General features: G+C 70.1%; 27 protein-coding genes. 3 read left to right on the forward strand and 24 right to left on the reverse strand.

Annotated elements, in window-relative coordinates; genetic code table 11:
* The 6 genes from ccsB to hemL form a co-directional block, all read right to left on the reverse strand.
* Complete coding sequence (gene ccsB, locus ON41_RS28595; protein ID WP_040751077.1) at positions 1–966, reverse strand: c-type cytochrome biogenesis protein CcsB; 966 nt, start codon at positions 964–966, stop codon at positions 1–3.
* A gap of 2 nt (positions 967–968) precedes the next feature.
* Positions 969–2,624, reverse strand: a complete 1,656-nt coding sequence (gene resB / locus ON41_RS28600; protein ID WP_040751079.1) for a cytochrome c biogenesis protein ResB — start codon at positions 2,622–2,624, stop codon at positions 969–971.
* Position 2,625: 1 nt separating this feature from the next.
* Positions 2,626–3,450, reverse strand: a complete 825-nt coding sequence (locus ON41_RS28605; protein ID WP_174411372.1) for a cytochrome c biogenesis CcdA family protein — start codon at positions 3,448–3,450, stop codon at positions 2,626–2,628.
* A 17-nt stretch (positions 3,451–3,467) separates the two neighbouring features.
* The gene (locus ON41_RS28610) at positions 3,468–4,076 is read right to left on the reverse strand and encodes a TlpA disulfide reductase family protein (protein ID WP_040751080.1); all 609 of its coding nucleotides are present in this window, start codon (positions 4,074–4,076) and stop codon (positions 3,468–3,470) included.
* A complete protein-coding gene (locus tag ON41_RS28615) occupies positions 4,073–4,678 on the reverse strand; it encodes a histidine phosphatase family protein (RefSeq protein WP_051162694.1) in 606 nt (201 codons plus the stop codon). Before ON41_RS28615 ends, ON41_RS28610 begins: the two co-directional genes overlap by 4 nt.
* 248 nt (positions 4,679–4,926) lie before the next feature.
* Positions 4,927–6,264 carry a glutamate-1-semialdehyde 2,1-aminomutase gene (hemL, locus tag ON41_RS28620; RefSeq protein ID WP_051162688.1) on the reverse strand — a complete coding sequence of 446 codons (1,338 nt, stop codon included), beginning with the start codon at positions 6,262–6,264 and terminating at the stop codon, positions 4,927–4,929.
* Between the two features lie 251 nt (positions 6,265–6,515).
* On the opposite strand from hemL, the gene ON41_RS28625 reads away from it, so the two are divergent.
* Positions 6,516–6,902, forward strand: a complete 387-nt coding sequence (locus ON41_RS28625; RefSeq protein ID WP_040751084.1) for a hypothetical protein — start codon at positions 6,516–6,518, stop codon at positions 6,900–6,902.
* A gap of 10 nt (positions 6,903–6,912) precedes the next feature.
* On the opposite strand, the gene ON41_RS28630 is transcribed toward ON41_RS28625, so the two are convergent.
* The 5 genes from ON41_RS28630 to hemB form a co-directional block, all read right to left on the reverse strand.
* The gene (locus tag ON41_RS28630) at positions 6,913–7,131 is read right to left on the reverse strand and encodes a hypothetical protein (protein WP_040751085.1); all 219 of its coding nucleotides are present in this window, start codon (positions 7,129–7,131) and stop codon (positions 6,913–6,915) included.
* 97 nt (positions 7,132–7,228) lie between these two features.
* Positions 7,229–7,462, reverse strand: coding sequence for a hypothetical protein (locus ON41_RS28635; RefSeq protein WP_040751087.1), 234 nt, complete (start codon positions 7,460–7,462; stop codon positions 7,229–7,231).
* Positions 7,462–7,974 carry a transport-regulating membrane protein Mce1N gene (mce1N, locus tag ON41_RS28640; protein ID WP_040751088.1) on the reverse strand — a complete coding sequence of 171 codons (513 nt, stop codon included), beginning with the start codon at positions 7,972–7,974 and terminating at the stop codon, positions 7,462–7,464. Before mce1N ends, ON41_RS28635 begins: the two co-directional genes overlap by 1 nt.
* Positions 7,975–8,244: 270 nt before the next feature.
* Positions 8,245–8,763: a hypothetical protein gene (locus ON41_RS28645; RefSeq protein ID WP_040751089.1), complete on the reverse strand. Its 519-nt coding sequence runs from the start codon at positions 8,761–8,763 to the stop codon at positions 8,245–8,247.
* A gap of 196 nt (positions 8,764–8,959) precedes the next feature.
* Positions 8,960–9,937, reverse strand: coding sequence for a porphobilinogen synthase (hemB, locus tag ON41_RS28650; protein WP_040751128.1), 978 nt, complete (start codon positions 9,935–9,937; stop codon positions 8,960–8,962).
* 149 nt (positions 9,938–10,086) lie between these two features.
* Between hemB and ON41_RS28655 the strand changes: the two genes are divergently transcribed.
* Positions 10,087–10,359: a hypothetical protein gene (locus ON41_RS28655; RefSeq protein ID WP_040751090.1), complete on the forward strand. Its 273-nt coding sequence runs from the start codon at positions 10,087–10,089 to the stop codon at positions 10,357–10,359.
* A gap of 90 nt (positions 10,360–10,449) precedes the next feature.
* Here ON41_RS28655 and ON41_RS28660 read toward each other — a convergent pair whose 3' ends face one another.
* The 5 genes from ON41_RS28660 to ON41_RS28680 form a co-directional block, all read right to left on the reverse strand.
* Positions 10,450–12,012, reverse strand: a complete 1,563-nt coding sequence (locus ON41_RS28660) for a bifunctional uroporphyrinogen-III C-methyltransferase/uroporphyrinogen-III synthase (RefSeq protein ID WP_040751092.1) — start codon at positions 12,010–12,012, stop codon at positions 10,450–10,452.
* Positions 12,012–13,097: a hydroxymethylbilane synthase gene (hemC, locus tag ON41_RS28665; protein ID WP_373281365.1), complete on the reverse strand. Its 1,086-nt coding sequence runs from the start codon at positions 13,095–13,097 to the stop codon at positions 12,012–12,014. The genes ON41_RS28660 and hemC overlap by 1 nt, the downstream gene beginning before the upstream one ends.
* Before the next feature lie 41 nt (positions 13,098–13,138).
* On the reverse strand, positions 13,139–14,524 hold the full coding sequence (locus ON41_RS28670; RefSeq protein ID WP_040751093.1) for a glutamyl-tRNA reductase: 1,386 nt from the start codon (positions 14,522–14,524) through the stop codon (positions 13,139–13,141).
* Positions 14,521–15,348, reverse strand: a complete 828-nt coding sequence (locus ON41_RS28675) for a redox-sensing transcriptional repressor Rex (protein ID WP_040751130.1) — start codon at positions 15,346–15,348, stop codon at positions 14,521–14,523. The genes ON41_RS28670 and ON41_RS28675 overlap by 4 nt, the downstream gene beginning before the upstream one ends.
* A gap of 271 nt (positions 15,349–15,619) precedes the next feature.
* Positions 15,620–15,868, reverse strand: coding sequence for a glutaredoxin family protein (locus tag ON41_RS28680; RefSeq protein ID WP_174411373.1), 249 nt, complete (start codon positions 15,866–15,868; stop codon positions 15,620–15,622).
* Positions 15,869–16,148: 280 nt separating this feature from the next.
* On the opposite strand from ON41_RS28680, the gene ON41_RS28685 reads away from it, so the two are divergent.
* Positions 16,149–17,186 carry an HAD family hydrolase gene (locus ON41_RS28685; RefSeq protein ID WP_157185651.1) on the forward strand — a complete coding sequence of 346 codons (1,038 nt, stop codon included), beginning with the start codon at positions 16,149–16,151 and terminating at the stop codon, positions 17,184–17,186.
* 26 nt (positions 17,187–17,212) lie between these two features.
* On the opposite strand, the gene ON41_RS28690 is transcribed toward ON41_RS28685, so the two are convergent.
* The 8 genes from ON41_RS28690 to ON41_RS42525 form a co-directional block, all read right to left on the reverse strand.
* Complete coding sequence (locus ON41_RS28690) at positions 17,213–18,229, reverse strand: lysophospholipid acyltransferase family protein (protein ID WP_040751095.1); 1,017 nt, start codon at positions 18,227–18,229, stop codon at positions 17,213–17,215.
* Positions 18,226–19,299 (reverse strand): NAD-dependent epimerase/dehydratase family protein, encoded by a 1,074-nt coding sequence (locus ON41_RS28695; RefSeq protein WP_051162698.1) that lies wholly within the window; start codon positions 19,297–19,299, stop codon positions 18,226–18,228. The genes ON41_RS28690 and ON41_RS28695 overlap by 4 nt, the downstream gene beginning before the upstream one ends.
* 200 nt (positions 19,300–19,499) lie before the next feature.
* Positions 19,500–19,601, reverse strand: coding sequence for a 30S ribosomal protein bS22 (locus tag ON41_RS40670; protein WP_003402602.1), 102 nt, complete (start codon positions 19,599–19,601; stop codon positions 19,500–19,502).
* A 229-nt stretch (positions 19,602–19,830) separates the two neighbouring features.
* Positions 19,831–20,055 carry a helix-turn-helix domain-containing protein gene (locus ON41_RS28700; protein WP_040751096.1) on the reverse strand — a complete coding sequence of 75 codons (225 nt, stop codon included), beginning with the start codon at positions 20,053–20,055 and terminating at the stop codon, positions 19,831–19,833.
* 136 nt (positions 20,056–20,191) lie between these two features.
* The gene (proC, locus tag ON41_RS28705; RefSeq protein ID WP_083905705.1) at positions 20,192–21,010 is read right to left on the reverse strand and encodes a pyrroline-5-carboxylate reductase; all 819 of its coding nucleotides are present in this window, start codon (positions 21,008–21,010) and stop codon (positions 20,192–20,194) included.
* 47 nt (positions 21,011–21,057) lie between these two features.
* On the reverse strand, positions 21,058–21,942 hold the full coding sequence (locus ON41_RS28710; protein ID WP_246829619.1) for a thioesterase family protein: 885 nt from the start codon (positions 21,940–21,942) through the stop codon (positions 21,058–21,060).
* Between the two features lie 109 nt (positions 21,943–22,051).
* Positions 22,052–22,954, reverse strand: a complete 903-nt coding sequence (locus ON41_RS28715; RefSeq protein WP_040751099.1) for a sugar phosphate isomerase/epimerase family protein — start codon at positions 22,952–22,954, stop codon at positions 22,052–22,054.
* A gap of 13 nt (positions 22,955–22,967) precedes the next feature.
* The gene (locus tag ON41_RS42525) at positions 22,968–24,110 is read right to left on the reverse strand and encodes an Rv0497 family membrane protein (protein ID WP_246829620.1); all 1,143 of its coding nucleotides are present in this window, start codon (positions 24,108–24,110) and stop codon (positions 22,968–22,970) included.
* Positions 24,111–24,397 lie beyond the last annotated feature (287 nt).

A 24,397-nucleotide genomic window follows, 5' to 3' on the forward strand; every position in this document is an offset into this window, starting at 1 on the left:
TCAGTTGAGACCCGCGTAGCTGTGCAGGCCGCTCACCACGATGTTGATGATGAAGAGGTTGAACAGCATGGCTACGAAACCTGCGACGTTGATCCAGGCGGCCTTGGTGTCTCGCCAGCCTGAGGTGGCTCGGGCGTGGAGGTAGGCGGCGTAGACGACCCAGGCTATGAAGGAGACTGTTTCCTTCGGGTCCCAGCCCCAGAAGCGGCCCCAGGCGGATTCGGCCCAGATGGCGCCGAGGATGACGCCGCAGCCGAAGAGGGGGAAGCCGACGATGGTGGTTTTGTAGGCGAGGCGGTCGAGGGCTCGGGCGTCGGGGAGGCGACGGGCCATGGCGCCGAGGACGTTCGAGGATTCCTGGCCCTCGGGCTGGCGGAGGCGGAAGAGGAACAGGAGGCTGGCTACGCCGGAGAGCATGAAGATGCCGCTGCCGATGCTGACGACCGTGACGTGGATGGGGAGCCAGTAGGACTTCAGAGCCGGGACCACGGGGGCGGCGTCGGCGTAGAGGACCTGGCCGGCGAGGAACATCAGGATCAGGATCGGCGCCAGCAGGAAGACCCACATCGAGCGATAGCGCCGCTCGTGCATGAACACCACGCCCGTGACCGCCGCGGCGGCCGTGGCCATCGTGATGAATTCGTACATGTTGCCGAGCGGGAAGCGGTGAGTCGCGAAGCCGCGCAACACGATCGCCGCGAGATGCAGGCCGATGGCGACGAACAGCACCGAGAACGCCATATTGCCGAGCCGCTCGGGCAGCGGACTGCGGGGAGATTCGGCGATGCGGCCGGGCGCCGCCGGAGCGTCACCGCCGCCGACGGTGACGAGTTCCTTCTCGGCGGTCTGGCGGCTGCGCGCCGAGGCGTACTGCACGATCAGCATCGCCAGCACGAGGACGTAGATGACGAACGCCGTCTTGAAGGCGAGATTGCTGTATCCGGCGAGAGTTTCGTCGATCGGCATGGTCACTCTCTCGTGCTCTCGGTCCGCGCGGTGGGGTCGTCCGGGCCGCCGTCCAGCAGCCGTGTGCGCAGGCGATCGAATTCTCCGCCCCAACCCGCCTGGTCGGTGCGGGCCAGACCGCCCATCTCTACTACAGTACGTCGTTCATCATCCGAGGAGGCGTCCGGGTAGGCGCGCAACCAGATTCGGCGGCGCTTCACCAGCAGTGACACCAGCAGCCCGGCCATCATCGTGAGCGCGGAGGCCAGCACCCAGCCCTGCGCCGGATCGTGCGACACCTGCAGGTTCGCGTACTGCTTGGCGCCGTCGAAGGTCACCTTGGTGCCGTCGGCCAGCGTGGCGGATTCGCCGGGCCGCATATTGACCCGCTGTTCCTTGGCCAACCGGCCCTGCTTGACCATCTCCGGATCCAGCGCGAACAGCGACTGCGGGCGGCCGGTGTCGAGACCGGTCTCGCCGCGATAGATGTCGACGGCCACCGCCGGATCGTTCAGCGCCGGATAGGACGACGTCAGCAGGTTGCCGTGCAGCAGGGCGGTCGGCGCGAACAGGCCCTCGATCGCGATCTGATGCTTGCGTCGCTCCTGTTCGGTGCCGAACATGCCGCCGGGCGGGTCGAAGCGCATGACGCCGCTGGAGAGGAAGGTGGTGCCGTCGTCGAGCCGCCACTGCGTGGTCTCGGTGCGGGTCCGGCCGTCGGGATAGGTGACCGTGAAAGTCGGCGCGTAGCCGTGACCCTGCAGGTACAGGCGGTCGCCGGAGACTCGCAGCGGGTGGTTGACCTGGATCGTGGTGTCGCGCCAGGTATCGCTCGAGAGATCGCCGCCGGCCTGATAGGAGATGTCCGCGGTGAACATCTCGGCCTGGCCGTTGGGCAGGTAGTCGGCCCGGAAGTCCTTGACGCGCACGCACATCGGGGCCAGTCCGGTGCCGTCGTTCACCCGGCCCGCGCGGAAGGAGTCGAAGGCGGCGGTCGAGGTGGTGCAGAAACCCGGGCCGTTGTCGGCGATCACGATGACCGTGCCCTCGTACCCGAACAACCGGCCCGCGGCCACCGCCACGAGCAGCGCGACGAGGGCGAGGTGGAAGACGAGATTGCCCAGCTCGCGAAAGTACCCCTTCTCCGCCGAGAGCGTCAGTTCGCCGTCCTGGTCGCCCGCGCGCTCGCGCACCCGCCAGCCGCGCAGCTCCCCGCGGGCCTTCGCGATCACGTCCTCGGCCGGGTCGGCGGTGCTGGTGGAGTAGTGGTGCGGCAGCCGCGCCAGATTGCGCGGCGCTTTCACCGGCGGTGTGCGCCATGCCTTGTAGTGGTCGAAGACGCGCGGCACGATGCAGCCCACCAGCGAGACGAACAGCAGCACGTAGACCGCGGTGAACCAGAAGCTGGAGAACACGTCGAACAGTTGGAGCCGGTCCATCCACGGGCCCAGCGTGGGCCGATCGATGATGTACTGGTCGACCTTCTGCTCGTTGAGGCTCCGCTGCGGCAGCAGGGCGCCGGGGATGGCCGCCAGCGCCAGCAGGAACAGCAGCATCAGCGCGGTGCGCATGCTGGTGAGCCCGCGCCAGGTGTTGCGCACCAGCGCCCACGCGCGACGGGGCAGGGACTGGCGCGGCGGGCGGGCCGGGGCTGGGGCGGGGGTCATGGTGGCAGTCATGTCAGATCGGAAGGGTCACCTGGGAGACGAATACATTGCGAACCCACCCGACGAACTGATCCCACAGCCCCGTGACCAGGGCGATGCCGACCGCGACGAGCAGGATCCCCCCGATCACCTGGATGGTGCGCGAATTGCGGCGCAGCCAGCCGACACCGCGCAGCGCGCTGGCCGACCCGAACGCCAGGATCACGAACGGCAGGCCCAGCCCGAGGCAGTAAGCGACGATCAGCACCACTCCGCGGGCGGCCGTAGTACCTTCCGTCCCCGCGGAAACGGCCATCACGCCGGACAGCGTCGGGCCCAGGCACGGCGTCCAGCCGAGTGCGAAGACCGCGCCGAGCAAGGGTGCGCCGACGACACCGGTCAACCGGCGCGGGTGCATCCGGGTATCGCGCTGCAAGGCCGGGATGAGGCCCAGGAACACCAGCCCCATCACGATGGTGACCACGCCGCCGATGCGCTGCAGCAGTTCACGATTCACGTTCAACGTCTGGATGACGCCGAAGACGGTCACCGAGGCCAGCACGAAGACGACCGTGAAGCCGGCCACGAACAGCCCCGCCGCCCCCGCGACCCGCATCCGCCCGGCCTTGGCGAGCAGCGTGGCCTGCCGGTCCTTCGACGCGGACTCGACCGTCACCGGCGGCGCCTCGGCCCCCACCAGACCGGCCAGATACGACAGATACCCGGGCACCAGCGGCACCACACACGGCGACGCGAACGACACCAGCCCGGCGAGCAGGCACGCACCCAGCGCCAGTATCAACGGCCCCGAGGCCGCGGTCTCCTGAAACGAATCCCCCACGCCCGCAAGAATATCCACACTCACCACGCCGCCTGTCACAGCGAAGCCTCCGCGGCGATGCGGTCGACGACCGGCTGGAGGTCCTCGGCGAGGAGGGGGCGGAGGAAGACGGCGGCCACGCGGTGCTGACGGTCCAGGACCAGGGTGGTGGGGATGACGCTGGTGGGGAATTTGCCGCCGAGGGCGAGCAGGGTGCGCATCTCCGGGTCGTAGATCGAGGGGTAGCCGACGTGCGCGTCGGCGACGAAGTCCTGGGCCTTGTCGCGTTGCGGATCGCGGACGTTGATCCCGAGGAACGCCACGCCCTTGGCCTTCGACTGCTCGTAGACCTGCTCCAGCGCGGAGACCTCGGAGCGGCACGGGCCGCACCACTGGCCCCAGAGATTCAGCACCACGACCTGATTCGCGAAATCGTCGACCGAGATCTTCTTGTCGGGGCTGGTCAGATTCGGGCCGGTCAACTTGCCGATGGTGCCGCGGGTCGCGGGCGGGTCGTAGAAGATGTCGGTCTTGCCGCCGGGCGAGACGAAATCGAAGGTGCCGCCGCTGACCACGGCGTCGTTACCCGTCGAACAGCCGGTCAGCACCGCCACGAGCGCCAGGCACGCGAGCACCACCGACCAGCGACCGGCCCGGCCGTTCACGCTCCCGTCACCCGCGGATCCGATTCGCCGGCGGGCTCGGAGTAGACGATGTCGATGAGCGTATCGCCCTGGTACACAAGCGAAGTCAGCGAGGCGAGCGAGCACTGCCGGTTGCGCGGGTCGTGCCACAGCCGCTTGCCCTCCAGGAAGCGGCGCAGCGTCCACACCGGCAGCTGATGCGAGACCAGCACCGCCTCGTGGCCGGCCGCCTCGACGCGGGCCTTGTTGACCGCGGCCAGCATGCGATGGGCGATCTGGAGATACGGCTCGCCCCACGACGGGGTGAACGGGTCGCGCAACTTCCACCAGTGCCGGGGCTTGCGCAGGGCGCCGTCGCCCACCGAGACGCGCAGTCCCTCGAAGGTGTTGCCGGCCTCGATCAGGTTGTCGTCGGTGCGGACCACGACGCCGTGCTGGACCGCGATGGGTTCGGCGGTCTCCTGCGCGCGCTGCAGCGGCGAGGCCACCACGAGCGAGATGTCGTGGTCGGCCAGCGACCGGGCCACGGCCGTGGCCTGCGAGCGGCCGCTCACCGACAGGCTGAATCCCGGCAGCCGCCCGTAGAGGATGCCCTTCGGGTTGTGCACCTCGCCGTGCCGCATGACGTGCACGATCGTCTCGGTGTCGGAGGCGACGTGCGCGGGCAGTGACCGCGTGGCGCCGGAGTCGGCGCCGGACTCCGGCTCGCTCTCGGAGCGCGGTGCGGCGGGTTCCCGCGCAGACTCGGCTCCGGTCGCCCCCGCGTCCAGATCTTCGCCGCGCGCGGTGGCGGCGGGTGATCCGGAGTCGGAGAGCACCGGGGAGGCGGGAGGTATCGGGGCAGAGGCCGAATCGAGGTGGTCGGGGTCGCTCACGCGCGGGATCCTTCGGGTGTGGCGGCCGCCGCGGCCGCCGCGGCGGCGGGCAGGGCGGCGGCGATACGGGCGAATGCGTCCTCGTCGAGGGCCGCGGAGACGAACCACACCTCGAACGCGCTCGGCGGGCCGTACACGCCGCGCTCGAGCAGGGCGTGGAAGAAGGCCGGATAGCGCCAGGTGTCACTGGCTTTGGCGGCGGCGTAGTCGGTCACCGGTCGGTCGGCGAAGAACACGCTCACCATATTGCCCGCGAATTGCACCACGTGGGCGACGCCGGCCGCGGTGAGCGCCTCGGTGAACAGGCCGCCCAAGCGCTGCGCGTTGCGATCGAGCGCGGCATACACGGCGTCGTCGGCCGCACGCAGGCTGGCCAGGCCGGCGGCCACCGCGACCGGATTCCCGGACAGCGTGCCCGCCTGGTAGACCGGTCCGATCGGGGCCAGGCGGTTCATGATGTCCGCGCGGCCGCCGAACGCCGCGGCCGGTAGTCCGCCGCTCATCACCTTGCCGAAGGTGTACAGATCGCCCGCGACGCCGTCGATTCCGTACCAGCCGGCCGGGCTCACGCGGAATCCGGTCATCACCTCGTCCATGACCAGCAGCGCGCCGTACCGGGTGGTGAGTTCGCGCAGGCCCGCGTTGAAGCCCGGCACCGGCGCGACCGCGCCCATGTTCCCGGCCGCGGCCTCGGTGATCACACACGCGATCTGGTCGGGATGTTCGGCGAACGCGGCGGCGACGGCGTCGAGGTCGTTGTACGGCAGCACGATGGTGTCGGCGGCCTGCGCGCCGGTGACGCCCGGCGAGGTGGGCAGGCCCAGCGTCGCGACGCCCGAGCCCGCGTCGGCCAGCAGCGCGTCCACGTGCCCGTGGTAGCAGCCGGCGAATTTGATGATCTTGGGACGGCCGGTGTAGCCGCGCGCCAGCCGGACCGCGCTCATGGTGGCCTCGGTGCCGGAGTTGACCAGCCGCACCCGCTCGACCGGATCGACCCGTGCGGCGATGGCCTCGGCCAGGTCGATCTCCGCCTCGGTCGGCGCGCCGAACGACAGCCCGCCGGTCGCGGCCCGCCGCACCGCCTCGACCACGGCCGGATGCGCGTGGCCCAGGATCATCGGGCCCCACGAGGACACCAGGTCGACGTAGTCGTTGCCGTCGGCGTCGGTGAGGGTGCAGCCGCGCGCGGAGGCGATGAATCTCGGTGTGCCGCCGACGGACTGGAACGCCCGGACGGGCGAGTTCACGCCGCCGGGAATGATCGCGGCGGCGCGTTCGAAGAGGCTGGCGGAGACCGGCACGTGCACCTGGGTTGCGCGCGGAGAAGAACTCACGGCCTCCAGTGTCGCAGCCGGGCCGCGACCGGTCGACGACAGGGTGTAGTGGGGTGAGCCACGGCACATCGGCCTCGGTCCGGAGTCGGGACACGTCACGTTTCCCGAAGTTTGCCCACATCAGGCCAAGAACCGCACGAAAGGGATGAAATCGCAACACGCCGGTACGTCTTTCAGGACATATCGATCGCTGATCGATTGCTGAAACGTACGCTCGACCCACGACTCGTCCACGGCCGGGAGGGATTTCCATGCGAACCATCCTGCTCAGCACAGCCCTGCTCACCGCCGGGATCGCCGCCGCGCTCGGCGGCGCCGGCCAGGCCGCGGCGGGTGTCCCGGTCGCGCAGCCCGATCAGGGGCGCATCGGGGTGAATCTGTCCCACGAGGAAACGGCCGCGCTGGCGGCCGGACCGGTTCCGGCAATGGTCACCAAGGTGGTGCCGCAGAGCCGGATGGGTGCGGGCCTGCAGGCGGATACCGACCTCTACCGCGACGATCGCGGCAGCATTCACGCCTCGCTCCGGCAGGTGATCATGGAGGCCGCCGAGCATCCGGACGGGAGCGTCGCGGTGTTCGTCAACGCGCCCGGCACGCACGGCGCGCGGGTGATCGACATCTACCAGCGCTGGAACTGACCCGCCCTCCTCACGACAGCGGCACGCCCAGGCAGAACGCCGCGAAGCCCGTGGAGAGCAGGCAGTTCAGCGGGTTGGGGAGTAGGTCGAGCAGGGAGACCGGGGCGGCCATCGTAGGTGTCGTCGCGGCAGGGACCTCGGCGGCTGCCGGGGTCACGATGGCAGCGCCGATGGCCCCCGTGGCCAGCACTGTGAGCGCGGCGCGTCTCGTGAGATGTGTGCGCTTCATATCGCCATTGTCCGCCGCATCCCGCGACACTCAACAGCTTCAGGGGCGGCGTGCCGCGCAAGAGTAAGCGATATGCCCGGAGCGGACAGGCCCGGGATCAGCGGGAGCGGGCACAGCGGGCGACGAGGTCTATGGCGGCGAGGCCGGCGATCGCGAACAGCAGGGCGGACAGGCCGATCCAGGAGCCGGAGTAGCGGGTGGCCTCGAAGGCGGGCTGCTCGCCCGACGCGGCGAAGGACGTCGTGGTGAGGCCGTGGCGCCAGCTCGGCACCGCCGCCCCGACGCACAGCACCAGCAGAACCAGGTCGACCACGATCCACAACCGTCGCATCACCGGGCGTCCTCCTCGGTATCGGGTTCGGGGTCGGGCAACTGTTCCAGGGCGGCGGTCAGTTCGGCGCGCAACCTGCGATGATCGCGGGCCCACGCCTGGAGCAGGCTGCCGTCACGCAATTTCAGCCCGATGCCCTTGCGGCGGCGCGGGACGCCGGACAGCTCGCCGAGCGCGCGGGCGGATTCCCAGTCCTCGTCGTCCCAGGACTCGTCGTCGCGTTCCGGAAGGACCTCGGCGATGCGGCGCAGCGGCAGGGTCTCGGTACCCTCACGCAGGTCGGTCGGGGTGAGTTCGACACTCACGTGCCGGCGCCCGGCGACCACCTGCAACCAGACGAATCCCGCCAGCAGCGCCGCGCAGAACGCCAGCCCGAACCAGTGCACCTGACCTCGCACAACGAGTTCCAGCACCAGGATTATCAGGCACAGCAGCGGGCCGTAGGCGACCGTGCGCCAGCGGGCGCCCGGTTCGGCGAACAGCACCGTGGGCACGGTGGACACGTCGTTCATACGGGGGAATTCAGCCGACCGCTCCCGGAAGCAACAGAACGGCGAGGGTGAGCAGTCCGAACAGGATGAGCAGACTCAGCACCAGTACGTCTCGCCGAAGGCTTTGGGGCTGCTGGATCACCACACGCATCGATGCCTCCGCTCCATCGGAGTCGTCCGCGCATCGCGAGCCCAAATGGAACGTTCGAGCAACGACATCCGATTCCCAAATCCTCTGTGACTGCCCTCACGATACATCCTGGCATGTCTGTAACAAATTCGGAGTATCTTCTATCGGCCGTTGAGCCGGAAGAAAGCGTCGGATTCGCTTCTGCGACACAGGAACAGCGCGCCGCCCGCCATCACGGCCTGCAGGATCGCGGCCGCACCGGTGACCAGCGGGACCACGCCGCCGCGGCCGCCGAGTTCGATCATCGTCCCGATCGCGCCGAACACCAGCACGGCCGCGGCCACATCGAGCAGCGTGCGAGCCCACAGCCGCCCGCGGCGCAGCTGGTGCACCACGGCCAGCGCGCCGACCGCGAGCGCCAGGCCGAACACCACGATCAGCACCTGCATGACCGAGACGATCAGGTCGACCTGGGCGAGCGTGGCCTCCGGCTGCTGCGCGCGCACCTGGTCGTACAGCTCCTTGGCGAGGTCGCGGCGGCCGGCGAACCGGTCCACGGCGCCCGTGATCAGCCGCAGCACTCCCAGAGCGACGACACCCCACCACAATTGGCCGGCGGTGCGGACATCCGTCGGAACCGGTACGGGTTCCGGGCGTCCCGGCGGACTCCACTGATTCACGACAGCCAGTGCGCGGCCTCGGTCGCCCCGACAACCGCGCGAGCCGACTGCTTCAGGACAGCCAATGCGCTGCCTCCGTGGCCCCAACAGACGGAGCCACGACGACCGCCCGAGCCGACCTGCATCAGGACAGCCAATGCGCTGCCTCCGTGGCCCCAACAGACGGAGCCACGACGACCGCCCAGGCCGACCTGCATCAGGACAGCCAATGCGACGCCTCCGTGGCCCAGTAGGTGAGCACGAAGTCCGCGCCCGCCCGGCGGATACCCAGCAGCGATTCCAGGACGGCGCCCCGGCGATCGATCCAGCCGCGCTGGGCGGCGGCGGTGATCATCGAGTACTCGCCGGAGATCTGGTACGCCGCGACCGGAACGGACGACCGGTCGGACACGTCGCGCAGGATGTCCAGGTACGACATGGCCGGTTTCACCATGACGATGTCGGCGCCCTCGGCCAGATCCAGCTCGAGTTCGCGGATCGACTCGCGGCGGTTGGCCGGGTCCTGTTGGTAGGTGCGGCGGTCGCCCTGCAGCGAGGAGCCGACGGCCTCGCGGAAGGGGCCGTAGAACGCCGAGGCGTACTTCGCCGCGTAGGCGAGGATGCCGGTGTCGGTGCGGCCGGCGGCGTCGAGACCCGCGCGGATCGCGCCCACCTGGCCGTCCATCATGCCGCTGGTGCCGAGCAGATCGGCGCCCGCCTCGGCCTGCGCCAGCGCCATCTCCACGTAGCGGTCCAGGGTGGCGTCGTTGTCGACGCTGCCGTCCGCCGACAGCACGCCACAGTGGCCGTGATCGGTGAATTCGTCCAGGCAGGTGTCGGCCATGACGACCGTCGAGTCACCGACCTCGTCGGCCAGGGCGCGCAGGCCGCGGTTGAGAATGCCGTCCGGTGCGGCGGCCTGACTGCCGCTCGGATCCTTGTCCTCCGGGCGCGGCACGCCGAACAGCATGAGCCCGCCGACGCCCGCGGTGACGGCCTCGACGGCAGCCTTGCGCAGCGAGTCCATCGAATGCTGGTACACACCGGGCATCGAGCCGATCTCGCGCGGCTCTGCCAAGCCGTCGGCGACGAACATCGGCAGCACCAATTGCCTTGGCTCCAGCGTGGTCTCGGCGACGAGGCGGCGCAGGGCAGGGGTCCGACGCAACCGCCGCGGGCGGTCCATTGCGGTCATGATCCGCACGATACGCCCCGCTCCGGCGGCTGTCGCGAGCGCCTCCGCCGCTGTCGCCCGGGTCACGATTCCTGTCGGTGGTCCGCGGTAGAATCGAAGATATGTTCGAGGGGATCCGATAGGATTCTCGATGGCGAGGGGAGGATCTCGTGGCCGCAACCGCACCGACGATCATCGATCGGCCCTATGTCCCGCTGATGAAGCGTCCGCTGCCGCCGGGCCGGCCGCGCACGTGGTACGTCACCCACAATCGGAGGTTGAAGGCGATGCGGCTGTCCATCGCACTGCTCGACTCCGGGGTCTATCGCGCGAGTCTGGCCGATAACGAAACCATCCGCCGCACAGCGGAAATCGTCGGCATCCGCCCGCCGTCCGACAAGACCTGCCGTCTGGTCCGCGACCTGATGCGCGCCCGGCGCTGAGGCATGCCCGCCCGAGCTACGACGGGACGCGGCGGCTTCGCGCGGGGCCTGGGGTGGTGTGCCGGTGCTCGCACGGGCACCGGCACACCACTACCGGCTGCGGCGGCTCTTCTTGCGCGGCGGGGGCAGCAGGCCCTCGGCGCGCAGGTGGGCGGCGTGTTCGGCGAGCGCGTCGACCAGCGGGCCGACCTGGGCGATCTCCGGCTGCACGTCCACGCGCAGGCCGAATTCGATGGCCGTCTCGGCGGTCTTCGGGCCGATGCAGGCAACGATGGTGCGCGCGTGCGGCTTTCCGGCGATTCCGACCAGATTCCGCACCGTGGACGAGGAGGTGAACAGCACGGCGTCGAAGCCGCCGGTCTTGATCATCTCGCGGGTCTCGGCGGGCGGCGGCGAGGCGCGCACCGTCCGGTACGCGGTCACGTCGTCGATCTCCCAGCCGCGGTCGCGCAGACCCTCGGCCAGGGTTTCGGTGGCGATATCCGCGCGCGGCAACAGCACCCGGTTCACCGGATCGAAAACGTCGTCGTAGGGCGGGAAGTCGGCCAGCAGGCCCTCGGAGGACTGCTCGCCGCTGGGCACCAGTTCGGGGTTGATGCCGAACGAGCGCACCTTGTCCGCGGTGGCCTCGCCGACGCAGGCGATCTTCACACCCGAGAAGGCGCGCGCGTCCAGGCCGAATTCGCCGAACTTCTCCCACACCGCTCGCACCGCGTTGGTGGAGGTGAACACCACCCACTGGTAGCGGCCGTCGACCAGGCCCTTCACCGCGCGCTCCATCTGCGCGGGGCTGCGCGGCGGCTCGACGGCGATGGTCGGCACCTCCATCGGGATGGCGCCGTGCATGACGAGCTTCTCGCTCATCTCGCCCGCCTGCTCCTTGGTGCGGGGAACGAGCACGGTCCAGCCGTACAGCGCGCGCGACTCCCACCAGGACATCTTCGACCGCTTCTCGACCTCCTTACCGACCGTGACCACGAGAGGCCCGACCAGTTCGGAGGCGGCGGAGTTGAGCGTGGCCAGCGTGGCCTCGATGGTGCGCTGCTGGCGGGTGGTGCCGCGCACAGTCACCGCGACCGGGGTCTGCGGCGCGAGGCCGTGCTCGACCAGGGCGCTCGCCGTCTCGGCCAGGTGCCCGGAGGTGGCGTGCAGCACCAGCGGCCCGGGCGCGCCCGCGACGGCGGCCCAGTCGACCTCGCCGCGCACGTCGACCTCGGTGTGGCTGGAGCCCAGCGCGATTCCCGCGTAGGACGGGACGGTGGTGCCGGACGGCAGGCCGGGCAGCACCTCGAAGGTCATATGCGACCGGGTGACGGCGTTGACCTCGGAGATCACCGAATCGGTCGTCAGCGGGTCGCCGGAGACCAGGCGGACCACGTCGTGCCCGTTGCGCGCCTCCGCGATCAGGGTCTTGGCCACCTCCGCCGGCTCGCCGAGCGCCGGGCGCACGTCGACCGGAAGCTCTCCGTCCGGTTCCGGCTCGACCGCGGTCCCGACCAGGGCCAGCACGCCCTTGTCGACATCGGGATCGGTGAAGGCCAGCGTCGCCCGGCCGAGCACCTCGCGGGCCCGCACGGTGAGCAGCGCCGGATCACCGGGGCCCGATCCCACGAACAGGATCCGACCGGGGTGCTTCTTGGTGGCTCGGCTCATTAGGTGTTCTCCATCGGGCTGGGATTACTGAGGTCTGAGGGGGCGCTGTCGTCAGCGCTGTGCTCGACGCGGCGTCCGCGGGGGCCTTCGTGGTTACGCAGGCTGCCTCCTTCGGCCCCGTCGCTACCGCCGAGCAGGTCGCGTGCCCCCAGCTCCAGGAGCTCACGCGCCAGCGCGCGGCCGAGCTCCTCGGCCTGGTCGAGCGAGCCGACCGCGGATGCCCGGATCACGTCCGAGCCATCGATCGCCGCCGCGCACCCGCGCAGCGACAGTTCTTCGAACACCCGGCCGTCGTCGTCGAGCGACTCGACCACCTCGGCGAGTGCGCCGACCGGCGCGGTGCAACCGGCCTCCAGCTCGGCCAGCAGGGAGCGCTCGGCGAGGATGGCGGCCCGGGTGGCGGCATCGTCCAGGCCGGACAGGATGGTCACGAGATCGGTGTCCTCGACGCGGCATTCGACGGCCAGCGCGCCCTGCGCGGGCGCGGGCAGCATCTGCACCGGCTCGAGCGCCTCGGTGACCTCGTCGAGGCGGCCGACGCGGGCCAGTCCGGCCCGGGCGAGGATCACCGCGTCGAGTTCGCCGTCGGCGACCTTGCGCATTCTGGTGTCGATATTGCCGCGCAGCGGCAGGACCTCCAGGCCCAGGCCCAGCGCCCGCAACTGCGAGATCCGGCGCGGCGCGGAGGTGCCGACCTTCGCGCCGGGCGGCAGTTCGCCGAGCACCATGCCGTCGCGGGCGACCACCGCGTCGCGCGGGTCCGCGCGCGGCGGGATCGCGGGGATGACGAAGCGCGGGTCCGGGGCGGTCGGCAGATCCTTGTAGGAGTGCACCGCGATATCGACGGTGCCGGCGGCCAGTTCGTCGCGCAGCGCGGCGGTGAATACGCCGACGCCGATCTTCTCGACCGGATCGGACGATTTGTCTCCGGCGGTTTTCACGACGACGAGTTCGGCGTGCTGCCCGCCCGCGATCAGCGCGTCGCGGACCGTACCGGCCTGCGTGAGCGCCAGCAGACTGCCGCGGGTGCCGATGCGCCACGGCGCGTCGGTAGTGCCTCGTGCGGTCATGTCGTGCTCCTGCATCAGTGCATCGGTCACGATTTCCCCGGTCATCGTCGTCTCGGTCATGCGGTGTGTCCCTGCCCCTCGCTCGGGTGGCCGGGGGTGAAGTCGTCGGCCAGATCGCCCAGTGCCGCGATCTCCATCGGCGCGGCGACGGCCTGCGCCGCGCCCGGTTTCAGTTCGAACAGCTCGCGCAGCGCCTCGGCATAGGTGTCGCCGCCCGGCGTGGAGGCCAGCTGTTTGACCCGCACCGTCGGCGCGTGCAGCAGCTTGTCGACCACGCGGCGCACCGTGCGGGCCACCTCCTCGCGCTCGGGATCGGCGAGGTCCGGCAGCTTCGACTCGAGCCGCAGCAGTTCGGCCTCGACCACGTCGGCGGCCCGCTGGCGCAGCGCCGCCACGGTCGGCGTCACCTCCGCCATCCGCTGGCCCGCAAGGTATTTCGCGAGTTCCTCGGCGACGATCGCGCGCGCGGCGGTGGTGTCGTCGGCGGCCGCGCCCGCGGCCGGATCGCGCTGCAGCGTCTCCATGTCGATCACGGTCACGTCGGGCAGGCCGGCGACCGCGGGGTCCACATCGCGCGGCAGGCCCAGATCGCAGATGACCATCTGGTGGCCGACCCGCGCGGCGTTGAGCGCGCGGTGCGCGTCGGCGAGGGTGACCACCGAACCGACCGCTCCGGTGCTCGTGATCACGATGTCGGCATCGGCCAAGGCGGGGACGAGGCCGGACAGATCGGCGGCGGATGCCGAGGCGCCGTGCATGGTGGCGGCGGTGGTGGCCAGCCGCTGCGCCCGCTCCAGCGTCCGGTTCACGACGGTGATGTGGCCGACCCCGGCCCGCGCGAGGTGCGCGACCGCGAGACCGCCCATCGCGCCGGCGCCGATCACCACGGCGGCGCGGCCGTCCACCCCGCCGAGCACGCTGCGCGCCCGGTCGAGGGCCACCGACACCACCGAGGCGCCGGCCCGGTCGATCCCGGTCTCGGAGTGGACCCGCTTGCCGACCCGCAGCGCGTGCTGGGCCAGTTCGTGCAGGGTGCGCCCGGCGGCCTGCTGCGCGTCGGCGGCGGCGTAGGCGGCGCGGATCTGGCTGAGCACCTGCTGCTCGCCGACCACCAGGGAGTCCAGCCCGCTCGCGACGGCGAACAGGTGCTCGGCGGCGGCCTCGCTGTAGCGCACGTAGGCGTGCCTGGTCAGTTCGGGAAGCGGCAGGCCGGAGTGCTTGGCGAGTAGGTCGCCGACCTCGGCGAGGCCGCCGTGGAAGGCGTCGACCACCGCGTAGATCTCCACGCGGTTGCAGGTGGAGACGATCATCGCTTCGGAGACGTGCTGCGAGGTCAGCATGCGATCGGTCAGCTTCGGCCGGTCGTCCTCGGTGACAGCAACCTTCTCCAGCACCGCGACCGGTGCGCTGCGATGCGAAATTCCGACGAGAAGCACGCTCATGGTGCTACCACCGATCCCTTGTTTGGCTCCGTTGCCGAATGCTTGATGCCCACGTGCGACCGGTCCGCCACCCGGCGCCCGATCGGCGTGGACACCGCGGTCACGGTCTCACCCGCGGCCACGCTGTGCGCCTCGTCCTGTGCCTCGGCCTCCGCGCTGCGCGCTCGCTCGAACGACAGCATCTGCATCTCGACGGCGAGGTCGACCCGGCGGACCTCGACCGTCGGCGGCGCGTCGAGCGCGGTCGGCGAGAAACTGAGAATGCTCTGCACACCGGCCGCGACGAGCTGATCGCAGACGTCCTGCGCGGCGGCGTCCGGCACGGTGATCACGGCGATGGTGGGTTCGAGTTCGGTGACCGCGGCGTGCAGGCCCGCGACATCGCGGACGATCAGGCCGCATACGGCGTCGCCGACGACCCCGGGATCGGAATCGAAGATGCCGACCATGCTGAACCCGCGCCGCCGGAAGCCGCCGTACCCGACCAGCGCGCGCCCCAGATTTCCGGCGCCGACCAGGATCACCCGGTGTCCCTCGGACAGGCCGAGCACGTTCTCGATGCGGGCGCGCAGCTTGGCGACGTCGTATCCGACACCGCGAACCCCGTTGGGGCCGAGGAACGACAGATCCTTGCGCAACTTCGCAGAACCGACACCCGCCGCGACAGCCAGTTCTTCACTCGATACGATGAGGACACCCTCGTCGGCGAGTAGGGCGAGCACCCGGAGATAGGTGGCCAGCCGCGTCACTGTGGCCTGCGGGATGTCCTTATGCAGAGCCCTGCCGGAGACGCCTGCACCTGGCGTCTCATGCTGCTCTGTCACGTCGTTCGGCTCCTCGTCCGGCCGGGGATAGGTGTCCGGTTCGCTGTGCACCGCCGACGCCGGGCCAGGCGCCGGTCTCGATACATCGGGGCTTCGGGTGCGCCCGCTGCCTACAGCAGTCGGGTTTGCGTGTCACCACCGTAACCGCTTGTGAAGCCCTGCACAAAGTCGGTGAATTCAGTCACTCGCGGGCGCGCTCGCACCCGACGTCACACCCGCATTCAACCGGCAATTACCCGTGCGTTTCCACCCAACGCGCCGAAGCCCGTGCTCAGCGACTCAGGTCGGCGCGCAACCGCGGCTCGTCGACGTCGAAGTAGCTGTGTTCGCGCCCGTCCAGCAGCACGACCGGAAGCCGGTCCCCGTACTCGGCCCGCAGCCCCGGATCGGTCGCCGCGGCCTCGTCCACGTCGAGGGTGTCCGGCGCGATCCCGAACTCCGCGCACACCGCCCGCAGCCGATCGAGAGCCACGGTGCACAGCCCACACCCCGCCCGGGTCAACAAGGTCACAGAATGCAACGCCTCACTCATGCCACCATTTAATGCGCACGAACGAGCAGTAGAACGAGAGGGGGACCAGGCCGAGAGTGAGAGGCCCCCCAGGCCAAGCCACGAATTGGGTACTCCCCACAAGGTTTGCGGCGCGGCTCGCGTTCGGTGGGCGTTTGCGATGCGACGAAGGAGCAAGCAAACGCCCACCGAACGCGAGCCACACGAGCGCCGCAAACCCGCGACGCCGAAGGCGGCGCCATTAAACACAGTAGGGTTGAGATGTTCGCGCGGACAGGCGGAGGTACTGGTGCCGGAACGATCGAAAGAGGCGAGGACGGGCTTCATCGCGGGCAGGTTCGGCGAATTCCCGGCACGCTGGAGCCAGGGCCTGTCCGACCAGCTCACCCGCATCGCGCGCAGCCCGTTCGGGCCCAGCGAGGAGGAGGTGCGCGCGAACCTCGCCGGTGAGGCCAGCGCCGACGCCGCCCTCGCGCTGCACGATGCCGAACTGGCCGAATCCGGTGTCGACGAGGCCGATTCGGAGCTGCCGCCGCACGCTCGTCCGCCGCGGGATCTGACGGCGGCCGCGTTCTTCGATGTGGACAACACGATGGTGCAGGGCGCGTCGATCGTGCACTTCGCCCGCGGGCTGGCCGCGCGCAAGTACTTCCGGACCACGGATCTGGTCGATATCGCCTGGAAGCAGGTGAAGTTCCGGGTGACCGGCAAGGAGAACCAGGGCGACATGGTCAGCGGCAAGGAAAAGGCGCTGTCGTTCATCGCCGGGCGCTCCACAGCCGAACTGGCCGCCCTCGGCGAGGAGATCTACGACGAGATCATCGCCGACAAGATCTGGCCCGGCACCCGTGCGCTGGCGCAGATGCATCTGGACGCCGGTCAGCAGGTGTGGCTGGTGACCGCGACGCCGGTCGAGCTGGCCCAGGTGATCGCGAAGCGGCTGGGTCTCACCGGTGCGCTGGGCACGGTCGCCGAGAGCGTCGACGGGGTGTTCACCGGTCGCCTGGTCGGCGATGTCCTGCACGGCCTGGGCAAGGCGCACGCGGTACGCACATTGGCCATTCGCGAAGGCCTGAACCTCAAGCGCTGCACGGCCTACTCCGACAGCCACAACGACGTCCCCATGCTGTCGCTCGTCGGCACCTCGGTAGCCATCAACCCCGACTCCGACCTGCGCGAGGTCGCGAAGAACCGAGGCTGGGAGGTCCGCGACTTCCGCACCGGCCGCAAGGCCGCCAAGATCGGCGTCCCGACAGCCCTGGCCCTGGGCGCGGCGGGCGGTGCGGCTGCGGCCGTCCTGACCCGCAAGCGGGAAAACTCGCACTGAGCGCTTCCCCTCTTGTTTCCGGGCGACTATCCCGTGAAGGGATTCCGGCGCTTCATCAGCAGCTTGTACAGCGTCTGCTGGATGGTCTCCCGGACCTGGTCGGTGACCTCGAACATGGTCATGGGGTCGTCGGCGGCTTCGGGTTCGTAGCCGCCGGTGCAGATGGGGGTGCCGAATTCGATGTACCACTTGGACGGCAGCGGGAGGGCGCCGAGCATGCCGAGGTGCGGGAACAGCGGGGTGACCGGGAAGTACGGCAGGCCGAGCAGGCGGGCCAGCGGCTTGAGGTCGCCGAGCTTGGGGTAGATCTCCTCGGAACCGACGATCGAGCACGGGATGATCGGCACGCCCGTCTTCACCGCGGCCGACACGAATCCGCCGCGCCCGAACCGCTGCAACTTGTAGCGCTCGCTGTACGGCTTGCCGATGCCCTTGAAGCCCTCGGGGAACACACCGGCCAGTTCGCCCGCGCGCAGCAGTCGCTCGGCATCGGCGGGGCAGGCCAGGGTGTGCCCGGCCTTGCGGGCCAGCCCGCCCAGCACCGGCAGTTCGAAGATCAGGTCGGCGGCCAGCAGCCGCAGCGCGCGCTGCTTGGGGTGGCGGTCGTGCACGGCGAGTTGCAGCATCAGGCCGTCGATCGGGACCACGCCTGCGTGATTGGACACGATGAGGGCGCCGCCCGATTCGGGCAGGTTCTCGATGCCGCTGACCTGCACCCGGAACCACAGCTCCGACAGCGGCCGCAGCGCCGGCAGCACCAGCGTCTCGAGCAGGTGTTCGTCGAGGCCGAACTCGTCGATCTGGTAGTCGCCGGTGAGGCGGCGGCGAGCGAAGTCGGCGGTGCCGCGGATGCCGTCGGTGACCGCGCCGCGGAGCATCTCCCCCAGCGACGGCGGCTCCTGCGGGCCCGTCTCGGCCAGCCGTTCGGTCAGCGAGGTCACCGGGCTCGGCGCGGTTTCCCCCTGACGACGCCGCGCGGCCGCGCGGTGTCGCGCCTCGGTGTCCACATCGTGCAGTTGAATTACCTTGGCCACGTCACTCATTGGTGTGCTCCCGCTCCGGCCCCGACCAGGCCGAGAAGTCTCGTCTCCGCGGCGTCGATCCACCGTGGATCTATGACGGGCCGCAACGCTGCGCCCCCGACGAAGTCGTCGAATGCCTGCACTGTCGTCCAGCGCGGCTGATATCCGAGTTCGGCGCGCATCCGCGTGGTGTCCAGACCGCAGCCGAAGTGGAAGTAGTCGATCTGTTCTGCGGTGAATTCCCGCATCACCGGGCCCATAAACGAGCGGCCCACGGAACGGAACAGCGAGTACGGCACCGGCAGCGCGATGCGGCCGGCGCGCCGGATGGCCTGCGACAGCACCAGCGATCCGTCCCCGCCCACGTTGAACGTGCCGCCGGGCGCGGCCAGCGCGGAGTGCGCGAGGGCGGCGATCGCGTCCTCCTCGTGCAGCAGTTGCAGGCGCGGGTCCCGGCCGAGGATGGTCGGCGTCACCGGGGAACGGAAATATTGGACGCCCCGATGCGCCAGGCGCGGGCCGACGATCGGCGGAAAACGGAGAATCGCGGCGGCGATATCCGGACGCCGCCGGGCGAGGCCGCGGACGAAACCTTCCACTTCGATCATGTCACGCGCGAACCATCCCCGCGGCGGGGTGCGCGCGCTCATTTCCTCGGTGAATTTCGCGGGGTCTTTCGCACTGCATCCGTAGACCGCGGAGGACGAGCGCACCACCACCCGGCGAACGGTGGACGACTTCTGGCAGACCGCGATCAGCTGCATGGCGCCGAGGACGTTGAAGTCCTTCATCTCCGCCCGGCCGCCGCCGGACGGCGGGCGCGACAGCACCGCCGGATGGACCACGGTGTCGACCTCGTTACCGTCGATCACCTTGCGGATCAAGGGATTTCGGATATCGGCGCGGACGAATTCGGCCCGGCCCATGCGCCGCAGCAGCTCCCGGCCCGGCGTCCGCGCGTCCACGGCGATGACGCGCTCGACGGTGGGGTCGGCGGCCAGCCGCGCGACCACGTTGCCGCCGAAGAACCGGCTCGCGCCGGTCACCAGGACGACCTTGGGCGTATGCCCGTCCCGCACACTCGCACCCACGCCGGATCCCACCTATGCAGCCCCGATTTTCGCCTGATTCCCGCGTTCCAGAGTAGCCGTTGCCGCCACTACCTCAGCAGTCTTTAACCTGCTTCTTACGATGACTTCCGCCACCGGAAACCACGAGGTTTTAAATTCGTGATTTTCAAAATGGAAAGCCCGTCACCACATCGGGTGACGGGCTTTCAGCAACCGCAGCGTTACTTGCCGAGTTTACGACGCTGCACGCGTGTGCGGCGGAGCAGCTTGCGGTGCTTCTTCTTCGACATGCGCTTGCGGCGCTTCTTGATCACAGAACCCATAGGGTTGTTCCTCGCGTTCTCTCTCTACCTCGGCGCGCACGCCGGTTTACGTACGCCCGTGTCCACCCGGCTGGATCCAGCACGCCCGCGGGAGAACACGACGGTGGTTCATCGTACCGGGCCAACCATCGGCGAACGAAACGGGGATCGCCGACGGCCGGCCCGTCAACAGGGTCGCCGGACCCGCCGCTCCGGCTGTCGCCGGAACGGTTCGGGCCCGACCGGTTGTCTACCCGGCGTCGAAGTACGACGTCTGCAGATAATCGTGCACGGCCTTCGCGTGCACCCGGAACGATCGACCTACCCGCACGGCGGGCAGCTCTCCCGAGTGCACCAGCCGGTACACCGTCATCTTGGACACCCGCATCAGACTCGCCACTTCGGCGACGGTGAGGAACTGCGTCCCTCCACCGATAGCGGGACCGGTACTCGCAGAGCTGTTTCCAGACATCATTGCGCCACTCACACCTCCGGCACGTCCGCGCCGCCGGCTTCCCCACCGGCGGAACAGACACGCACGTGCTCCTTGAAGCTTAGCGGGACCAGTGGGATTACTGCGACGGGTGGGAGATAACAGTGTCGATTGCGCGCTACTCGGCCGTCGATCCCTGTTCCACAGAGCGTCGCTTGGCGGCATGCAATGCCTCCCAGAACGCCGAGCGCACGGCGCCGCGCTCCAGTTCGCGCACCGCCGCGGCAGTGGTTCCGGCGGGCGAGGTGACCGCCGCGCGCAACTCCGCAGCGTCCTGACCCGACTCGTCCAGCAGCGCCGCGGAGCCGAGCATGGTCTGCCCGACGAGCTGTGTCGCCACATCGCGGCTGAGCCCGAGGCCGACGCCGGCCTCGACCATGGCCTCCACGACCAGGAAGAAGTACGCCGGGCCCGAGCCGGAGACCGCGGTCACGGCGTCCATCTGCGACTCCGGCACGGTCACCACCTTGCCGACCGCCTCGAGGACCTCGCTGACCTGCTGCAACTGCTCGGGTTTGGCGTAGCGGCCCGAGGCCAGCACGCTCATGCCCTGGCCGACGAGCATCGGCGTGTTGGGCATGACGCGCACGACCGGGAACCCGGCGGGCATCTTGGACTCCAGGCGCGCGGTGGGCACCCCGGCGGCCAGCGACACCAGGACCTGATCGCGATCGTTGTCGAGTTCGGCCTTGCCCAGCTCGGTCAGCACGGCGTCGACGTCGTGGGGCTTGACGGCGATCACGAGCAGATCCGCGGCGGTCGCGGCGTCGGCGATGCTGCCGGTGACCCGGATGCCGAACCGCTCGCCGAGGAATTCGGCGCGCGGGGCCGCCGTCTCGACGGCGACCAGATCCTTGCTCGCCCGCCCCGACTCGAGCAGCCCGGCGATCAATGCCTCACCGATCCGTCCGCCACCGATCACCGCAATTCTCGTCATGATGGTCAAGGCTATCCGCGTGCCGCGCGGCGGCGGGCAAAGGGTTCTTATCGCGGTTGCGGGATGAGGGCGAGCTGCCGGGACTGGGCGACCACGGCGCCGGTGGAGTCGAGCACGAGCTGGTCCTCGTCGAACATGCGCCCGCCGATCTCCTCGGCGGTGGCGATGATCCGCAGCCAGCCCGGGGCCGGACGGCGGCGCAGGTAGGTGGTCATCTGAACGGTCGGGGCCCAGCCGAAGGTGCCCAGATTCATCGGCACCGGCGGGCTCATATCGCCGGCCATCATCGCGAAGTACGCGGCGACGTCCGGATCCTGTTCGTCGCCGGCGCGCGGCCGGATCCACAGTCGCAACCGCGGCTCGCCCTGTTCGCCCTTCAGAAAGCGGGCCCAGCCCGGATCGATGGCCACCGAGGCGCCCTGCGCGACGTGCACGAGGCGGCCCATCGGGGAGTCGATCTCGTAGCCGACGGCGTCGGCGGGCGGTTCGACCGGCATGTCGGTGTGGCTGTCGCGGGTGTAGGCGGGCGCCGTGTCGTCGAGGTGCCCGAAGGTGAAGGTGGTGTGCACCAGCGTGCGGCCGTCCTGCACCAGGTCGGTGTCGACCAGGCAGATCTGCCTGCCGGTCTTGCGGATGTCGACGTGATACTCCACGTCGCCCGGATCCGGGGCGCCGAGGAAGTCGGTGGCGGCCGCGATCGGGAACATCTCGGCCAGGGCGGGTTCGCGATCACGCAGCCGGCGGGCGGCCGCCGCGGCGCTGCCCGCGACCATCGTGCCGCCGTGCAGCTTCTTGCCGATGGTCCAGACCCGGTCGATACGGCCCAGATAGCGTCCGGCGTCCGGAAGCTCGGTCACCGCGCACACCCGGCTGAACGGGGCGTCTCCGAGGTCGGTGTCCGACCGTCCCGTATCCGTCGCCAGTTCCGTCACCGCCGCTCCTTCCTGCCCAGGTCTCGATTCGCTCGTACAGCGTATAAGTGTGGCTCGGGGCGCGGCGATTCCCTACCCGATGTGACGAACGCACCACATCCGGCCGATATCAGGCCCTGTTGGCCCCGGTGGACTCCGGAGTGGGCGCCGCGTGCGGATCGTTCAGATGCGCGCGGGCGAAGCTCAGCGCGCGACGCAGGGCGGCGGCGCGCGTTCCCGTGGTGCGAGCGTTCTGGGTGTTCACCTCGATCACCGCGTGGCCGCCGAATCCGCCGTGCACGAGAGCCTCGCAGACCTCGACACACGGCTGTGTGCCCTCGCCCGGGACCAGATGCTCGTCGTGGGCGGCGCCGGTGCCGTCGGCCAGATGCAGATGCACCAGGTTGCCGCCCATCCGGGCCGCCAGCGCGAGCGGATCGACGCCCGCGGTCGCGGTGTGCGACAGGTCGAGCGTGTAGTGCCGGAAGCCGGTGTCGGTCGGGTCGTAGGACGGGCTGAACGTGGTGAGCGACAGTCCGGGACCGCCGCGGCGTTCCAGTCGGCGCGCCGAACCCGGCCCCCGGCCGAAGAGGGTGTCGGCGCGCATGGGGAACATGTTCTCGACGGCCACCGCCACCGAGCCGTTCTCCTCCAGCCGGTCCACCTGCTCGGAGAAACCCTCGGCGTAGCGCCGCTGCCAGCGGAAGGGCGGGTGCACCACGACCGTATCCGCGCCGAGCGCCTCCGCGGTGTGCACGCTGCGCTCCAGCTTCGCGATGGGGTCGGGGCCCCAGACCCGCTGCGAGATGAGCAGACAGGGCGCGTGGACCGCCAGGACGGGCACCGAATACCGGCGCGCGTAGGTCTGCACGGTCGCGATGCTCTGGCTGGCCGGTTCGGCCCAGACCATCAGTTCCACGCCGTCGTAGCCGAGTTCGGCCGCGTAGCGGAACGCCGCCTCGGTGTTCTCCGGGTACACCGACGCCGTCGACAACCCCACCTGGATGACGTTCCCGGCCTGACTGGTCCCCACTGCCGCTCCCTGCTCAGTTGGTGCTGAGAAGGAAGGCTAGCGGGCCGAGCGTCACGAAGATGCCCACGACGACGGCGATCACGGTGCTGGTGATGTCGTCGGTCCGGCGCAGCACGCGCACCAGGGCCACCAGGCCGAGTATCACGACCATGGCCAGGACCAGGGCGACGAACGGCAGGACGTCCCACATCTTCTCGAAGCCCTTGAACAGCAGCATGCCCGCCACCGCGGCCCCGGCGACCTGGCCGCCGAGCACCATCCACTGTTTGCGGGCGATGTCGTCGTCGCTGAGTGCGCGGGAGGCGCGAGAGGACTTCGAGGGAGCCCGCGCGGCCGCCCGGGAACGCACCTCGGCGATCTTGGCCGCCGCGGCCGCCCACGGTTTGGGCTTGTCGTCGAGGTCGTCGTCGTCCAGATCGAGGTCGTCGAGGTCGTACTCGTCGGAATCGAATTCGTCGTCGAAGTCCTCGTCGGGATGGACCGGCGAGTAGATATCGGTGCGATCGTCGACGGGCGCCGGCATCTCGGCGACGGCCGCCCGGCCGCGGCGCGAACCGGATTCGCGGCGGTCGGCCTGATCGCGCAGGAGATCTCCGGCCACCGTCGAACCGGACACCAGCTGCTGGTCACGTCCGGCCAGCGACCAGACGGCCGTGGCCTGCGCGTCCGGATTGCCGGGCATGCCGTTCGGCGAATCCAGCGGCGGGGCGGGCGGCTCGGGAGTCGGCCGTCTGCGCGCCGACCACGCGGGTAGACCGTTCGCGGGACCGGCGGGACCGGCGCCGTTGCGCCGCGGCAACTGCGGGCGCCCGGGCGATAGCGACTCCGCGTCCGGGGGCGGGGGCGCGGGCGACCATGCGGGCGGGGCGCCGCCGTCGGGGGGCGGGAACGGGCCGCGGAGCGGGCGTACCTCGGTCGCCTCGTCGGCCGGACCGTGGCGGTGCCGGCGGCCGGGCGCCTGATCCGGCGCGGGCGCGTCGAAGCCCGGCTCCGCCAGCGCGTCCATGGCTTCCATGCGCTCCCGGCGCGCGCGGCGGCCGCCGGGGCCGGCGAACGGATCGACGGGATCGGGTTCCGCCGGAGCGGGCGCTTCGGGAGACGGCGTGCCGGGCCAGCCGCCGTATCCGGTGGGCTCGCGCAGCGCGGCGTCCGACATGGCGGGTGACTGGTAGGAGTGCTGTTCGAACGGGGGCGGGGCGCCGTTCGGAGCGCCGCCGTTGTAGCCGTTCAGGTCGGGGCCGCTGGATCCGTAACCGTTGAACCCGTTCGCGCCGAAGCCGCCCGGGTCTGAGCCGTTGGCCCCGTAGCCGCCGAACCCACTCGGGTCGGAACCGTTAGACCCGTACCCGTTCGACCCGAATCCGTTCAGGTCGGCACCGTTCGCGCCGTATCCGCCCAAGTCGGAGCCGTTCGACCCGTACCCGTTCGGCCGGCACCGTTCGA

This window comes from Nocardia transvalensis NBRC 15921 (assembly GCF_000308875.1).
GTDB lineage: Bacteria > Actinomycetota > Actinomycetes > Mycobacteriales > Mycobacteriaceae > Nocardia > Nocardia transvalensis.

Coding starts and splice junctions, on each gene's coding strand:
- ccsB (WP_040751077.1), bottom strand. CDS start 966: ATGCCGATCGACGAAACTCTCGCCGGATACAGCAATCTCGCCTTCAAG.
- resB (WP_040751079.1), bottom strand. CDS start 2,624: ATGACTGCCACCATGACCCCCGCCCCAGCCCCGGCCCGCCCGCCGCGC.
- ON41_RS28615 (WP_051162694.1), bottom strand. CDS start 4,678: ATGCGGCACGGCGAGGTGCACAACCCGAAGGGCATCCTCTACGGGCGG.
- ON41_RS28625 (WP_040751084.1), top strand. CDS start 6,516: ATGCGAACCATCCTGCTCAGCACAGCCCTGCTCACCGCCGGGATCGCC.
- ON41_RS28630 (WP_040751085.1), bottom strand. CDS start 7,131: ATGAAGCGCACACATCTCACGAGACGCGCCGCGCTCACAGTGCTGGCC.
- ON41_RS28635 (WP_040751087.1), bottom strand. CDS start 7,462: ATGCGACGGTTGTGGATCGTGGTCGACCTGGTTCTGCTGGTGCTGTGC.
- mce1N (WP_040751088.1), bottom strand. CDS start 7,974: ATGAACGACGTGTCCACCGTGCCCACGGTGCTGTTCGCCGAACCGGGC.
- hemB (WP_040751128.1), bottom strand. CDS start 9,937: ATGACCGCAATGGACCGCCCGCGGCGGTTGCGTCGGACCCCTGCCCTG.
- ON41_RS28660 (WP_040751092.1), bottom strand. CDS start 12,012: ATGAGCCGAGCCACCAAGAAGCACCCCGGTCGGATCCTGTTCGTGGGA.
- hemC (WP_373281365.1), bottom strand. CDS start 13,097: ATGCAGGAGCACGACATGACCGCACGAGGCACTACCGACGCGCCGTGG.
- ON41_RS28670 (WP_040751093.1), bottom strand. CDS start 14,524: ATGAGCGTGCTTCTCGTCGGAATTTCGCATCGCAGCGCACCGGTCGCG.
- ON41_RS28690 (WP_040751095.1), bottom strand. CDS start 18,229: ATGAGTGACGTGGCCAAGGTAATTCAACTGCACGATGTGGACACCGAG.
- ON41_RS40670 (WP_003402602.1), bottom strand. CDS start 19,601: ATGGGTTCTGTGATCAAGAAGCGCCGCAAGCGCATGTCGAAGAAGAAG.
- ON41_RS28700 (WP_040751096.1), bottom strand. CDS start 20,055: ATGATGTCTGGAAACAGCTCTGCGAGTACCGGTCCCGCTATCGGTGGA.
- proC (WP_083905705.1), bottom strand. CDS start 21,010: ATGACGAGAATTGCGGTGATCGGTGGCGGACGGATCGGTGAGGCATTG.
- ON41_RS42525 (WP_246829620.1), bottom strand. CDS start 24,110: ATGTCGGACGCCGCGCTGCGCGAGCCCACCGGATACGGCGGCTGGCCC.